This is a genomic window from Sphingobacterium sp. UBA7249, assembly GCF_002472835.1.
Taxonomy (GTDB): domain Bacteria; phylum Bacteroidota; class Bacteroidia; order Sphingobacteriales; family Sphingobacteriaceae; genus Sphingobacterium; species Sphingobacterium prati.
In genome coordinates this window covers 42,140-56,751 of sequence record NZ_DKST01000018.1, presented here as the reverse complement: position 1 = coordinate 56,751, position 14,612 = coordinate 42,140, and the positions used below count along the sequence as shown (strand labels likewise).

Below are 14,612 nucleotides of genomic sequence, written 5' to 3'. Positions count from 1 at the left end.
AAGCCATGATTAAGAAATTTAACAAAATAATAATTGCATCATTTGCATTGGCGCTACTAAGTTCTTGTAGTGATTTTTTGGACCGAAACTCACTGGTCGGTCTTTCGGAGGAGAGTTTTTGGAAGTCTGAGCAAGATGCTGTCATGGAGGTGAATACCCTTTACCATGCCAATAGGGAATTTACTAATAGTATCGTGATTTATGGGATGATGGATGATTTTACCGATATATCCTATCAGTCTTTCGCAACAGGATTGACAACGGGTGTTTTTCCTGCCAACGCAGGTTTTTACCTCACCTCCTGGGGAATATTTTTTAAAGGAGTGTATCGTGCAAATACGGCCCTGAAGAATATTCCTGCTATCGCAATGAGTGACGCTATAAAAAAACGGAGTATTGGCGAAGCTAAGTTTTTCCGGGGGTATTTTTATTTTAAATTATGGGATTATTTCGGTGGAGTTCCTTTGTATGAAACTCCTATTAATGTGGATGAATCTTATGAGCCCCGGAATACAGAGAAAGAGGTGTACGAGTTTATTGTTAAAGACATGACCGAGGCTTATGAGACATTGCCGGATACTTATGATGCTTCAAATAAGGGGCGTGTGACCAAATGGGCTGCCCTCGCCATGCGGGGCAAAGCACATCTTTGGGCGAAGGAATATGCAAAAGCTGCTGCTGATTTTAAGGAGCTGATGGATAAAAGTGACCGCAAGTTGCTTGCTGATTTCCATACTTTGTTTCGGGTTGCCGGCAATAACAATAGTGAAGTGATCTTTGATGTGCAATATATTGCTGAGCAGGGGCATGGTATAGCGACCGACCGTAATTACGGTAATGCCCGAGGTGCGACGACAGGGTCCCAAAGGACAAGACCCACACCTCAGCTTGTCAATGCTTTTGATATGGAAGATGGAACGGCTTTTAATTTTGCGAATTATACCAATGCAAAAGGGCAGCCTTTTAACCCCAATAGTGCGGAGGATTGGAAAGACGAGGCTTCAGTGCGTAAGCTATTTGAAAAACGCGATCCGCGCTTGCAGCAGTCCATTGTTGTGCCATGGTCAACTTTTGTGGGGAGAGGTGGCGTGACTTATCTCTACAAGTTTCCAGTAGCGAGCACCGACCCGAATGCCTATGTGCCCGTGTGGACAAATGGTAGCTATGCATGGCGCAAATTTGTGGAGACAGGTTCTGTTTATACGCTTCAGGATAATATGCCGCAAAACTTTCCGTTGATTCGCCTGGCGGATGTGCTTTTGATGTATGCTGAAGCAAAGAATGAAACCCTGGGTGCGCCTGATCAAACGGTCTATGATGCAGTGAATGGGGTTCGTAAAAGAGTTAAAATGCCTGATCTGCCTTCTGGCTTGAGTAAGGAACTGATGCGTGAGAAGATACGTCACGAACGTATGGTAGAGCTGGCCGGTGAAGGGCAGCGGTATTCGGATATTCGACGATGGAAAATCGCAAAAGATGTCGTGGATAAAGTTTGGATGACAGATTTTAACGGGACGCAGATCAGACAGCGGGGGTTCCCGGACCATTATTATCTGTGGCCTATTCCGCAGGCAGAAAGGGATGTGAATCCAAATTTGACACAAAATCCAGGTTGGGAGTAAAAATACTTCCACCTGTTGGCTAAATAGTTATATTGTATCATTGGTAATGAGTTGGATGAAAATATATTTTTCGTTGTTTTTGGTGTTGGTGTCAACGTCGGCCTCCCATGCGCAGCAAAAAGAGATTCTAGTTGATTTGAGTCGGGGTGACTTAAATAAAAAGACCGTCGTTTATGAAAAACCAAAAGGAAAAGGTGAGCGGGGGCTGGTGTTGAAAACCGTTCCCGTTTCAGGTTACCCTGATCGTTTGGCAGATATTGAAGTTGCGGTTAAGGTGCCGCAGGCAGGGTGGTATGTGCTGGAGTCAGATGCCCGGCCCCGGGATCTGGAGCGGTTAAAACAGGAGGATGAAACGGGCTTACTGACAAAAGTCGCCTATTTTCAGTTGGGTAGACAGCGGGTGACAAAACGTATCGTGTATGATAAACTGAAAGGTGGGCATCAGGAGCTTGGAAAATTTGAGCTCCTGAATACAACGGAAAAATTAAAAATCTGGCTGCCTGCAAATTTAATGTTGCAGGGCTTACGCATCAGGCCCTATGTTCCGCCTGTGGCACCTTTAGAGGCTGTACATTATCAGCCTAAAATTACGCCGCCGCAAGAAAGGCCAAGGTTGTGGGTGAATAAAGAAAGCTTGCCTGTTGTCAGGGCGCGGCTTTTATCTGAAGAGAATGGTCCGGCATGGAATAAAGTGAAAGTCTCGGCTTTGGCTCCCTATACCTTTCCGACCAATGAACATCAGGAAATATTTTACAATGAAGGGCTAGAGCACATCATTGAGCAGAAAGCTTTTTACTACCTTATGACGCAGGATGAACGAGTTGGCAGGGAAGCTGTGGATCTGGTCTCGCGTTATTTGTCAGTTCTGGAATTTGGGAATGTAACACACGGTGATATTACCCGCGAATTGGGGCGTGCGATCTATACAGGGGCACTGGTCTATGATTGGTGTTATCCACTGATGGATGCCGGTGTTAAAAGTCAGATGCGGAAGGATTTTAAGCGATTGGTCATGGATATGGAGGTGGGCTGGCCGCCATTTTACGGACTGGAAAGTATTATTAACGGCCATGGTAACGAAGCGCAGATCTGCCGGGATATGCTGTCCTGGAGTTTGGCCGTATATGATGAAGATCCTGAGCCCTATAAATATGTTGCTTATAGTGTTCTGGAGCAGCTTGTGCCGATGCGTAAGTTCGAATATCAGTCCCCACGGCACAACCAGGGGGTTGATTATGGTGGTTATCGCTTTGGCTGGGAAATGCATGCTGCCTGGTTGTATTACCGTATGTTGGGTTATCCCGTATTTGATGATAACATCAAGAATATGCCCTATTATTGGTTGTACATGCGTACGCCCGACGGGAAAATGCTGCGTGATGGCGATATGTTTAATGTGAAGTATAATTCCAGTGATGATTTTTATTGGAAGAACCCCCAAACAATGTTGCTCTGTTATGCCTATTCGGGAAATGCAATGATCAAGGCTGAATTTTTGAAACAGGGTGGTTTGCCTGACAATCCGGTGCTGTTTCTGTTGTTAAATGATCCGAAGCTTAAAGCGGATTTCGATCGCTCAAAGCTGCCATTGACCAAAGATTTTGGGGCTGTTTTGGGGTCTATGGTCGCCCGGACGGGATGGAGCGAAGAGAAAACAAGTAAGGAGGTCGTTGCGGAGATAAAAGGTGGTGGTTATCATTTTGGAAACCATCAACATGCGGATGCCGGTGCCTTGCAGATTTATCATCACGGTATTCAGGTGGGGGATCTGGGTTTATATCTTTCTTATGGATCACCTTATGACTTTAATTTTAATAAGCGCTCTGCGGCGCACAGTATGCTGTTGGTTCGCGATCCAGCCGAACCGCTCTTATTCCGGACCAAAACTAATGATGGTGGGACACGCTTTAGTCAGCGCTTTCCGCGTACCGTAGCGGAGGTGCTCGGTGACTCCTGGTACCATACCGGAGAAATCAGGGCTTCGGCGTTTGGTGCGGATCCTATCCAACCTGCTTACAGTTATTTTAATGTGGACCTTACTGCTGCCTATTCGTCTAAAGTAAAGTCGTACGCAAAGAGTTTTCTGTTTTTGAATCTGAAACGGAAAGATGTGCCTGCTGCTATTGTGTTATTGGATGAATTGAAAACCAATAATAGCGAATTTCAGCCCTACTGGCAAATAAATACGCTGAATAAACCGGTCGTTAATGAAGCAGGGTTTGTTTTGAATAGTCAGTTTAAGAATGTGGGCGGGACGACCTATGTCGATATGTTTAAGCCTGCGGTGGTCGATCGGGAAGTGAGAGTTTATGCCGGTGATTCCACGGCTTTTGTATTTGGGGACCTGTATCAGGTGAAATCGCCCTGGCCTGAGGCGAGGGGTGCGCGGGTTTTGGTTAGCCCAAAAGCTAAAAGTACGCAGGTGAGTTACGCGACGGTTTTTCAAATGGCGGAAAGTGCCGAAGCAAAATTACCGGTGAATTACGAGGAAAAGGAAGACTATTACCTGATTCGGATTGCAGATCGTGTGCTCGTTATTGCGAAACCCGATTGGTATCTCGATAAGGCGGTTGAAATCGCTGTTCCTGCGGATCAGGAATACGAAGTGATTGTCGTGGGCTTGAAAGATGGTTTCTGGAATGTGAAAAATCCATCGAAAAATAGTAGCTTTAATATAAATATCCTCAAAGGGAATCATACGACCAGTTGGAAATCTAAGGCAGAACTATTCTATTTGTCACCGGGGAGACAGTATGGTGCCCGTGAAGGGGCGTTTTAGTAAAGGAATATATTGTTTAAATTTTTTAAATGATTTTGTATTCTTATTTTTGTAGAAAATTGTATACAATATGAAAGAGGATTCGCTTGCCAATAAGGTTTATTTGGAAGTCCGCAAGAAGATTTTATCAAGCCAGCTCGCTGGTGGGGCGCGGTTGGTCGAAAGTGCCTGGGCCGATAAGCTGGCTGTAAGCAGAGTGGCTGTTCGCGAAGCCTTTATGCGTTTGGCGGGAGAGAGTCTGGTGGAATTTGGTGAAAAAGGAGGTTGCTTTGTGAAAAAGATGACCGTCGAGGATGTGCGGGATATCCGTGAACTGCGTGAATTGCTTGAAGTCGGTGCTTTAAAGATTTTATTTTCAAAAAAGAATAAAGAACTGATTGATGATTTGGAATTGATCTGCAATGACTTTTCGGATATGGTCAGCAAAGGGTATTATGGTGGAGCCTGTGAGGCCGATGTGCGCTTTCATGAACGTATTATCGAGGGTACTTGCAATTCCAGGCTAATTGCGATTTATAAAAATAGCAATATTCCTTTATTTCACATGAAATTGGGTGCTATTCTTGGGCAGATGGAGGATTACCTGGATACCGAGCAAGAGCATCGTGCGATTGTGGATGCATTAAAAGCGAATGATTGGAACAAGGCTTATGAGACTTTGGTGCATCACCTCGATCGAGGCGAGCAAGAGGCTTTGGAGCTTGTGTAAAGTTCTGCCGGAATATACGAAATAGAAGGGGATATAGACTATAGTATCCCCTTTTTAGTGTGACTCAATTGAAGCAATTGACCCTTTTCTGCTTCTGTAATAATCAATCCTATCGCTCCCGATGGGTCTAGTGCACAATTGGTTGGGTTTTTTCCTGATGTTTGAATTTTTTTAGTGGCTGTACCGCTTTGATCCAGCACTAAGATATGCGATGAGCCATATATGGCAACAAATAAATTGCCTTCCTCATCAAATGCGATCCCATCGGGTCCGATCTGTCCACCTGCAAGTGCAAATTTTTCAATGGAATCCATTTGGCATGATAAGGCATTCCAGTTCATTTTCCAGATCCATTTACTGCCTGTTTCAGCAATATATAATTTGCTGCTGTTGGGGGCAAAGGCTAGTCCGTTCGGGTAGTACATGTTCTGATGGACGGCATGCGCTATACCATTGGTTCGTAGGCAGCAGATATAGCCCGTTCCATCTGCCAATTCGCTTCCCGGACAGGTAAATAACAGGTTTCCTTTGCTGTCAAAACATAAGTCATTGGGCATTTTTAATACTTTGTTGTCCAGCTTATTCAGGATTGTATCGCAGCTGTTGTCGGTGGGATTGTACCTACGAATGCTGTTTTGTAAAGCATCGCAGAACCAGATTGTTCCGTCTGGCGCAACAGCAATTCCGTTGGGATGCCCGTCAACCTGTATGCGATCGTACTTGTTGTCCCGGTAGCGGATCAGGTTGCCGGCATTTTTTTCTACCAGCCATATATTGCCTTGATGATCAAAGGCGGGGCCTTCTGGAAAATGTAGGTCGTCAATAAGTATGTTCATCTGAATTATTTTAAAATTTATTTTAAATGTATACAAAAATATTGTAATTTGGTATACATAAAACAGTGTGTATTTAAATACAAGATTGCTGTATCACGGATTAGATACGAAGCAGTCACCCCAATTATAAAAATAATAAAAGCAAAACTTTTAATAAGCATGCAAGAAAACGAAAGATCAGCCGCAATACTGCGCGAGAATGCAAAATGGATACCAGGAGGTGTGGTATCGTTGAACAGAAAGTCGGATCCCAATATCTGCTTCGTTAAGGGAAATGGTAGCCATGTGGAGGATATCGACGGAAATAGTTATATCGATTATCAGGCTGGATTTGCCGCTTCCTTTCTTGGTCATAATGATCCAGATGTCAACGCTGCGGTATTGAAGACGCTTCAGGAACAACAGGTGCTGATGGGAGCAGGGCCCACTTTATTGGAAGGGGAGTTTGCGGAACTGTTTTGTGCATCGGTGCCCAATGCCGAGAGCGTGCAGATCACGACAACGGGATCCGAGGCCACTTATCATGCGATCCGGATCGCCCGTGCGGTAACGGGACGCGATCATATCATCGTCATGCAGGGCGGATACAATGGTTGGCATAATGATGTGGCCTGCAATGTAATCAGTCAAAAAGCTGATATCGGATCTTATCAAAGTCCCGGTGAATACCCATTTGACTCACTGAGTGCCGGGGTTCCCAAAAACCATAGTGATCTGGTACATGTCATCAATTACAATGATCTGGATAGTGTTCGCTATGTGCTTCAGAAGTATTCGGTAGCCTGTATTTTATTGGAACCTATTTTACAGAATGTCGGTATCGTTAAGCCGCAACCGGGATACTTGGAAGGACTTCGTAAGCTTGCAGATGAGCAGGGGTTCTTGTTGATCTTTGATGAGGTAAAGACCGGATTTAGACATGCTTTAGGTGGTTATCAATCCATTTGTGGTGTTCAGCCAGATCTTTCCACCTTTGGAAAGGCGGTAGCGAATGGTTATCCTTTGGGCGTAATAGCGGGAAAGAAAAAGTATATGGATTATTTTGTTGATCCAGATAAAGCCAAGCGGGTCATGATTGCGGGAACATTCAATGCTTTTCCGTTGACTACGGCTGCGGCAATTGCAACATTGAAGAAACTTTCTAGTCCTGAACACCAAGTCTATAAGCATGTTGAACGTTTGGGCGCACGTTTGGAACAGGGATATCAGGAAATATTTCCTAAATTAGGCATACCATTTTTTGTCGCTCGTCAAGGCTCGGCCTTCTGTACTTACTTTATGGATCATGCGCCGCTTAATTTTCACGATATTCTGGATAATCATGATTTCGAATTGGATATCCGCTACCGCAAAAATCTCATAAAAGAAGGAATCTTTAATTTCCCAGCTGCAATTAAGCAGGGAAGCATTTCCTTTGCGCATACGGAAGATGATATCGACCGGACCTTAGAAGCGACAGCACGTGTAATAAAAACTTTGTAACCCTGACTATGAAAATAACCGCTATCGAAACCTTTGTATGCCATGCGCGCATGCGAAATTGGATTTTTGTTAAAGTTGTAACCGATCAGCCCGGACTTTGGGGCTGGGGTGAGGCGACGTTGGAGTGGCATACACAAAGTGTCGTTGGTGCAATTAAAGATATTTCTCAGCTGTTGGTTGGCGAGGATCCACGCCGCATTGAATATTTGTGGCAGATGATGTACCGCCAGCATTTTTGGCATGGGAACGGAATTGTCCGCGGAACGGCGATCAGTGGTATTGATATCGCCCTATGGGATATTTTAGGTAAAATTCATAACGTGCCCTGTCATGAATTGTGGGGTGGCCGTGTACGGGATTATATCCGCCTATATTGTCATTTGGGGGGTGGCCGAATGGAAGATTTTTACGAAACAGCACCGGATGACGCTAAACGGTTTGGCGATCTTGCCTTGAAAGCTGTTGATGAAGGTTTTACGGCTTTTAAATCCATGGCTGTTCCGGAAACGATGCCCTTGGAAGGGCTTCGCCCGATTAAATATGCTGAAGCCTGTGTAAAGGCAATGCGCGATGCCGTAGGTGATGATATCGATATTATGGTAGATTGTCATGCACGTCCTAGTCCACGCATGGGAATGCAATTTGCAAAAGCGCTGGAACCTTATGGTCTGTACTTTTTTGAGGAGCCATGCTGGCCCGAAACCATGGAGGATATTGCCCTGATCCAACGGGCAGTAGCGACACCTATCGCTTCCGGCGAACGCCTGATCGGTGTGCATGCTTTTCGAGAGATGCTTGAAAAACGTGCGGTAAGTGTTATTCAGCCTGATATTACACATTGCGGTGGATTATCTGAAGCCCGCAAAATAGCTGCTTTGGCGGATGCTTATCGCGTATCCATGGCGCCGCATAATCCACAGGGACCTGTGAGCACAGCTGCCTCTATCGAGTTGGGCTTCGCAACACCTTCGTACATTATCTGTGAAAGTGTTCACAAAGATGTTGAATGGCGGCAAGATGTCGTCAGTGAAGGATTTACGGTGCAAGAAAAAGGCCGCATTGTCCTCCCGAATACACGCGCCGGTTTGGGGATTGAAATCAATGAAGAAGAAGTGAAAAAACACCCGTTCCAACAGGAAATTTTACAGCGTACATTTTACAAAGATGGCAGTGTTGGTGACTGGTAGATTTTAAGTAGATATGAGAGCAGAATATAAAAACAAAGTAGTTTTGATCAGTGGTGGACTTGGTGATATTGGCAGGGCAATAGCCGAGGCTTTCCTGACGGCTGAGGCAATTGTCTGTATTGCGGATCGTTTTGTGCCAGCGCTCGCGAAAGAACGCTGGCCTTTGCTCGATGAATCTCAGGCCAACTTATTTTACGATCAGGTTGATGTCTCAGATGCTGATCAGGTAGAGGCTTGGGTTGATCGTATACAGCGGGAGCTCGGAACAATAGCGATCTGTATTGCCAATGCGGCCTGTGTCACGATTCAAAATTTTCGGGAGCTCAGCAATGCGGCATGGAAAAATGAAATGGCGGTCAATCTGGACGGTGCTTTTTTTCTGGCCAACGCCTGTGCGAAATCATTTGTTGCTACTGGTGTTCGCGGGAATATTGTCTTTTTGGGTAGTTGGGCAGGGCATGCCGTGCATCAGAACCTGCCCGCATACAGTGTTTCCAAAGCTGGCTTACGGATGCTTTGTCAAGCCATGGCGCTCGAATATGCTGTTGATGGAATCCGTGTCAACGAAATTGCACCCGGTTATGTCAACGCGGGGTTGAGTAAAGTGGTTTGGTCCAAGGATGCCGCGCTTCAAAAAAAGGCTGCCGCGGTAGTGCCGCTGGGGGATATCCTCGAAGCGGAGGAAATCGCCAAACAGGTACTTTGGATATGCTCCGACAATTGTAGACAGATGACGGGGACAAGTATCGTACTGGATGGGGGACTCTCATTAATTAGACCTTAGATCATGGAACAAAAGGATCCAAGAAAAGAAACAACAGGTGGTTTACAGGCCAAAATTGGACTTGCCCAATGCGATATTACACCTACCTTAGGGATCTACTCACGCAATTGGGGGGCTGCTACTGCTGATCGGGCTGTTGGTGTGCACCAACCCTTGCTGATGCATTGTCTCTATATGGCGCCTATTGATTCTCCACCTGCCATTATATTGACAGCCGATCTGGGCTGGTGGAAAAATGCGGAAGACGAACGGACATTGCGTTTTGCATTGCTTGATCATTTCAATCTGACAGCATCACAGCTGGTCTTTACACTTTCACATACGCATGCTGGCCCCAGTATCTGTTCTACGGATATACATCAACCCGGAGGTGAGTTGATTCCACCGTATCTGGAATTCTTAAAAGCGCAGGCGATCAGCTGTATCCAGCGGGCAAAGGATGAATTGTTCGAAGGAAGTTTACATTGGAGTTATGGGGTATGTGATCTGGCCTGTAATCGGGATCTGGAACTTAATGGCGAATACCTCATCGGGTTTAATCCTATAAAAGAAGCTGATCATACCTTATTGCTCGGACGTGTATACGATAACACCGAAAAATTGAAAGCGTTGATCTGCAATTATGCCTGTCATCCGACGAGCTTTGCCCACGAAAATGAACTGCTTTCTCCGGATTTTATAGGTGAAATGCGGCATACGGTGGAAGCGGTCGTGAAAGTTCCCTGTTTGTTCCTACAGGGCGCATCAGGTGATCTGGCTCCCAAGCGTCAATATGTCAAAGATCCTGCTTTGGTCGAAGCCAATGGTCGACAGTTGGGCTATGCGGTGCTTGCAACGTTGGCTCAGGAGGATCATGCAGCTCAGCGTTGGGCGTTTGACAAAGCGTTAATTTCGGGAGCACCTTTAGCTTGTTGGAGTTTTCAAAAACAGGTGCTATCGACTGAATTTAAGCAACTTGTGCATACGGTTCAAGTACCCTACAAAAACTTACCGAGCCTTGAGTCTATTTTCGAGGAGTACGAAAGCTGTTCGGATCGGGTTATAAAAGACCGCCTTTGGCGAAAATACAATACCCGCAAAACCATTGCCGATCAGCGCGAAGCAAACATTCCGGTATGGCTCTGGAAAATGGGGGACGCGATTTTGGTGGCTCAGGCCAATGAAGCATACTCTTGTTACCAGTCAATTATACGGGCCGAATTTCCCAATCATACCATTGTCTTTATCAATATCGCCAATGGTTATGTGGGCTACCTCGCGCCAGCGCAGCTCTATGATAAAGATATCTATGCCGTATGGCAGAGTCCTTACGAACGGGGTAGCCTCGAGATACTTATTGAACAAACGAAATTAGGAATTCAAACATTACTGACCGATGAAACTAGATTGGATTGATGTCATTATTTTTGCGGTATACATAGTCGGTATCGTCGTATTGGGATTATATGCTTCGAAAAAAAGTTCTTCGTCCAAACGGGACTATTTTTTGGCTGGTGATAAGTTGCCCTGGTGGATGATCGGAGGGAGTATTATTGCCGCAAATATCAGTAGCCATCATCTTGTCGGCGCCATGGGAGCGGCCTATAGCCGAGGGTTTGTGGCCATCACTTTGGAATGGGGTGCCATATTGATCGGTTTTAATGCGCTGCTTTGGATATTTCTGCCTTTCTACATCCGCAATGGTTTTTATACAATTCCAGAATATCTTGAAAAAAGATATGGAAATGCCACACGGGTACTCTATGCAATCTTGATTTTATTTACCTATGTATTTGTGGAGATCGGTGCGGTGCTCTATCTGGGCGGACTCTCCTTACATGCTTTATTTGGTATTCCCATTTTGTATAGTATTTTTGGGATGGCGATTTTGACGGGCTTGTATACCGTATTAGGAGGGCTGAAAGCCGTTATCTGGACCGAAATGGTACAGCTAGTTATCCTGGTGCTCGGCGGTATCGTCCTGACTTTCGCTACCATTAATGCGGCGGGCGGATTTCAGTCCGTCGTGGAATCATCCAAAGACTGGAAGATGTTCTATCCGGCGTCTGATCCCGACTTTCCCTGGACAATGTATCTAGGCGGTTTGCTTTGTATCAGCGTATTCTACTGTGCGACCAATCAATTTATTGTTCAGCGTGTATTGGCAGCAAAAAATGAATGGCATGGCCGTATGGGGGTTATTTTCGGTGATTACCTCAAATTTCTGGTGCCGCTGATCATAACCGTCCCCGCTTTGGTAGCACCCAAATTTTTACCGCATTTGGATCAGCCGGATCTGTTATTTGCAACGCTCGTGGAAACACTGTTGCCTAAAGGGCTGATCGGTCTGGTCATGGCTGGTCTCATCTCTGCGATTATGTCCCATATTTCAGGCGCTATAAATTCCTGTACAACTATACTCACAGTAGATATTTACAGCCAATACATCAATAAGAACGCCACTGATGATCAAGCGATCCGTTTTGGTAAACGTGCAGGAGTCGTCATCATTGTACTTGGTATTATGAGTGCTGTCGTATTGATTAGTTATTCCGACAAACCTGTATTTCTCTACCTGATGAATCTGTATGGTTTATTTACACCGGGTATAGCTACCATGTTTCTGATGGGGGTCTTTTGGAAGCGGACTACGGCACAGGGCGCATTAACGGCTGGCTTATTGACCATTCCACTTTCGTTGCTCTTGGAGTATTTACTTCCTGACATGCCATTTTTTAACAGAACCGGTATTGTGTTCTGGACCTGCATGATCGCCTGTGTACTGGTCAGTTTATGTACACCGGCCGTTCCGGAAGCGCGTTTGAAAAACCTGATATTGACACGCGATTCGTTTCAGATGCCCGAAGGGGATCGAGCTTCTTACCGTGGCTTTCGGAATCCAACCCTCTGGTGGATCATTATTACAGTGATGGTGCTGTATTTTTATGTGCGCTATTTTTAACTTAACTTGTTGGACGATTCCTTATGAAAGTATCGTAATTGAAATATCTTTTTACCAATACATCGATGAAGAATGCTATGTTGAAAGAATTAGACGCTGAAATTGAAGCTATTTTCCCGGAGATTGTTGCGATCCGCCGGCATATCCATCAGCACCCTGAGCTGTCTTTTCAGGAATATGAGACGAGTGCATATATCCGGGAGAAGTTGACCCGGCTCGATATTCCGTTTAAAGTTGTTGCCAATACAGGTGTGGTTGCCGTGCTTGAGGGCGAAAAGTCCTTAAGTGACGATATCGTGGTTTTGAGGGCTGATATTGATGCATTACCTATTCACGAGCAGAATGATGTGCTATACAAGTCCACAAATGAAGGTGTTATGCACGCTTGTGGTCACGATTTTCATACGGCAAATCTATTGGGTGTCGCCACTGTTTTAAAGGGATATAAAACCGAGTTTTCAGGAAAAATTGTGCTCTTGTTTCAGCCTGCGGAAGAAAAGATTCCCGGAGGTGCGATCCAGATCTTGCAGTCTGGTATCTTGGAGTCTTTCGGTGGAAAGATTAAAGCTGTTTTGGGTTTGCACGTCAGTCCACGTGTACCTTTAGGGAAAATAGGCTTACGCCCGGGGCGCTTTATGGCTTCAAGCGATGAGTTTTATTTTACCATTAAAGGACGTGGCGGTCATGCGGCCGAGCCACATCGTGCCGTTGACCCAATTATGATTGCCGCTCAGTTGCTGACCACTTTACAGCAGCTGGTCAGTCGTAAGGCAAACCCTGATATCCCATCTGTATTGACTTTTGGCCGTTTTATCGGCGATGGTGCGGCGAATGTCATTCCCGAGGAGGTGAAGTTGGCTGGTACCTTTCGTACGATGAATGAAACCTGGCGCAAGGAGGCGTTGGAGACCGTTGCAACAATTGCACGGACATTGCCCGAGGCCTTGGGAGCGACAGTAAATGTGGAAGTGCGGCATGGTTATCCTGCATTGAACAATGATCCCAAATTGACCCAGCAAGTAAAAAATATCCTACAAAGAAGCATGGGAAATGAAGTCGTGCAAGATTTGGAAATCTGGATGGCAGCAGAAGATTTTGCTTATTATTCATACCGGTACCCCGCTTTATTTATGTTGGTGGGCACGAATAATGACAGCATCAATACCCAATATGGGCTTCACAATCCACAGTTCAATCTTGATGAAAAAGCATTTAAGACGGCGATTTCGGCTTTGGTGAATAGTGCTGTTTCCTTGTTGAATGAGTCCAATGGATAGAAAGCATTTCTTACTTTCATTATTGCCGTTGGGGCTTTCTTTTCACACAAGAGCGGATTTTTCGGAGGAAAGACTCAACCTGCTGTTACCAAAGACGAAGAAGAAAAAAATCGGTATTATCGGTTTGGACAGTACGCATTCCATTGCTTTTACAAAAGCGATCAATACGGCCAGTGCCAATAGTTTATATGGGCAATTTTCGGTTGTTGCGGCTTATCCTTATGGCAGTAAAACAATCGCGCTTAGCGCGGAGCGTATTCCCAAGATCACGACCGAAATTCAGCAATATGGCGTCTCAGTTGTTTCCAGTATTGCTCAGTTACTCAAACAAGTGGATTATGTATTTTTGGAGACGAATGATGGAAACCTGCATTTACAACAGGCTCTTGAGGTCCTCGGAGCTCGAAAACCCTTGTTTATCGATAAGCCTATAGCCAATTCGTATACCGATGCCCTAAAAATATTTGAAGCAGCCCGGAAGTGCGGTTGCCCTGTTTTTTCCTCCAGTTCATTACGTTACATTGTTGGCCTGCAGGAGCTTGATAAAAGTAAAGTTGTTGGAGCTGATGTCTATAGTCCCGCTGTCACGGATCCGTCGCACAAGGATCTGTATTGGTACGGAATTCATGCGGTGGAAATGTTGTTTGCTTTAATGGGACCGGACTGTATAACGGTGCGAACGGTACAAGAAAGGGGGACTTCCATGTACATTGGTCAATGGGATGATGGCCGTATTGCCTCGGTTCGCGGTATTCGGGAAGGAAAGGATGATTTTGGTGGCACAGTCTTTCTGAAAGACCAGATTGTTCATCTGGGGCAATTTATGGGTTATGGTCCCTTGCTGGATCGTATACTTCCTTTTTTTCAAACTGGGCAAAGTCCGGTGGATGAGCGGGAAACCTTAGCAATTTGTGCTTTTATTGACGCTGCAGAACAGAGTAAATTGAATGGTGGTACACCCGTTAAATTACAGAAGCTAAACTAGCTCGGCGACG

At 45.3% G+C, this 14,612-nt stretch carries 11 protein-coding genes; 10 read left to right on the top strand and 1 reads right to left on the bottom strand.

What is annotated here, in order from left to right; genetic code table 11:
- Window positions 1–5 precede the first annotated feature (5 nt).
- The 3 genes from B4A24_RS14690 to B4A24_RS14680 all read left to right on the top strand — a co-directional run bounded on the left by B4A24_RS14690 (window position 6) and on the right by B4A24_RS14680 (window position 5,110).
- Entirely contained in the window at window positions 6–1,622 is a 1,617-nt protein-coding gene (locus tag B4A24_RS14690; RefSeq protein ID WP_293945882.1) for a RagB/SusD family nutrient uptake outer membrane protein, read from the top strand.
- A gap of 55 nt (window positions 1,623–1,677) precedes the next feature.
- Window positions 1,678–4,401, top strand: coding sequence for a hypothetical protein (locus B4A24_RS14685; RefSeq protein WP_293945881.1), 2,724 nt, complete (start codon window positions 1,678–1,680; stop codon window positions 4,399–4,401).
- Window positions 4,402–4,471: 70 nt separating this feature from the next.
- Window positions 4,472–5,110, top strand: a complete 639-nt coding sequence (locus B4A24_RS14680) for a GntR family transcriptional regulator (RefSeq protein WP_121123730.1) — start codon at window positions 4,472–4,474, stop codon at window positions 5,108–5,110.
- 38 nt (window positions 5,111–5,148) lie between these two features.
- Here B4A24_RS14680 and B4A24_RS14675 read toward each other — a convergent pair whose 3' ends face one another.
- Window positions 5,149–5,946 carry an SMP-30/gluconolactonase/LRE family protein gene (locus tag B4A24_RS14675; protein WP_293945880.1) on the bottom strand — a complete coding sequence of 266 codons (798 nt, stop codon included), beginning with the start codon at window positions 5,944–5,946 and terminating at the stop codon, window positions 5,149–5,151.
- A 159-nt stretch (window positions 5,947–6,105) separates the two neighbouring features.
- Between B4A24_RS14675 and B4A24_RS14670 the strand changes: the two genes are divergently transcribed.
- The 7 genes from B4A24_RS14670 to B4A24_RS14640 all read left to right on the top strand — a co-directional run bounded on the left by B4A24_RS14670 (window position 6,106) and on the right by B4A24_RS14640 (window position 14,602).
- On the top strand, window positions 6,106–7,428 hold the full coding sequence (locus B4A24_RS14670) for an aspartate aminotransferase family protein (protein ID WP_293945879.1): 1,323 nt from the start codon (window positions 6,106–6,108) through the stop codon (window positions 7,426–7,428).
- A gap of 8 nt (window positions 7,429–7,436) precedes the next feature.
- The gene (gene dgoD / locus B4A24_RS14665; RefSeq protein WP_293945878.1) at window positions 7,437–8,615 is read left to right on the top strand and encodes a galactonate dehydratase; all 1,179 of its coding nucleotides are present in this window, start codon (window positions 7,437–7,439) and stop codon (window positions 8,613–8,615) included.
- Between the two features lie 13 nt (window positions 8,616–8,628).
- Window positions 8,629–9,399 (top strand): SDR family NAD(P)-dependent oxidoreductase, encoded by a 771-nt coding sequence (locus B4A24_RS14660; RefSeq protein WP_293945877.1) that lies wholly within the window; start codon window positions 8,629–8,631, stop codon window positions 9,397–9,399.
- 3 nt (window positions 9,400–9,402) lie between these two features.
- Window positions 9,403–10,794, top strand: coding sequence for a hypothetical protein (locus B4A24_RS14655; RefSeq protein ID WP_293945876.1), 1,392 nt, complete (start codon window positions 9,403–9,405; stop codon window positions 10,792–10,794).
- Complete coding sequence (locus B4A24_RS14650) at window positions 10,775–12,340, top strand: SLC5 family protein (RefSeq protein ID WP_293945875.1); 1,566 nt, start codon at window positions 10,775–10,777, stop codon at window positions 12,338–12,340. Before B4A24_RS14655 ends, B4A24_RS14650 begins: the two co-directional genes overlap by 20 nt.
- A 65-nt stretch (window positions 12,341–12,405) precedes the next feature.
- Window positions 12,406–13,617 (top strand): M20 metallopeptidase family protein, encoded by a 1,212-nt coding sequence (locus tag B4A24_RS14645; protein ID WP_293945874.1) that lies wholly within the window; start codon window positions 12,406–12,408, stop codon window positions 13,615–13,617.
- A complete protein-coding gene (locus B4A24_RS14640; protein WP_293945873.1) occupies window positions 13,610–14,602 on the top strand; it encodes a Gfo/Idh/MocA family oxidoreductase in 993 nt (330 codons plus the stop codon). Before B4A24_RS14645 ends, B4A24_RS14640 begins: the two co-directional genes overlap by 8 nt.
- Window positions 14,603–14,612 lie beyond the last annotated feature (10 nt).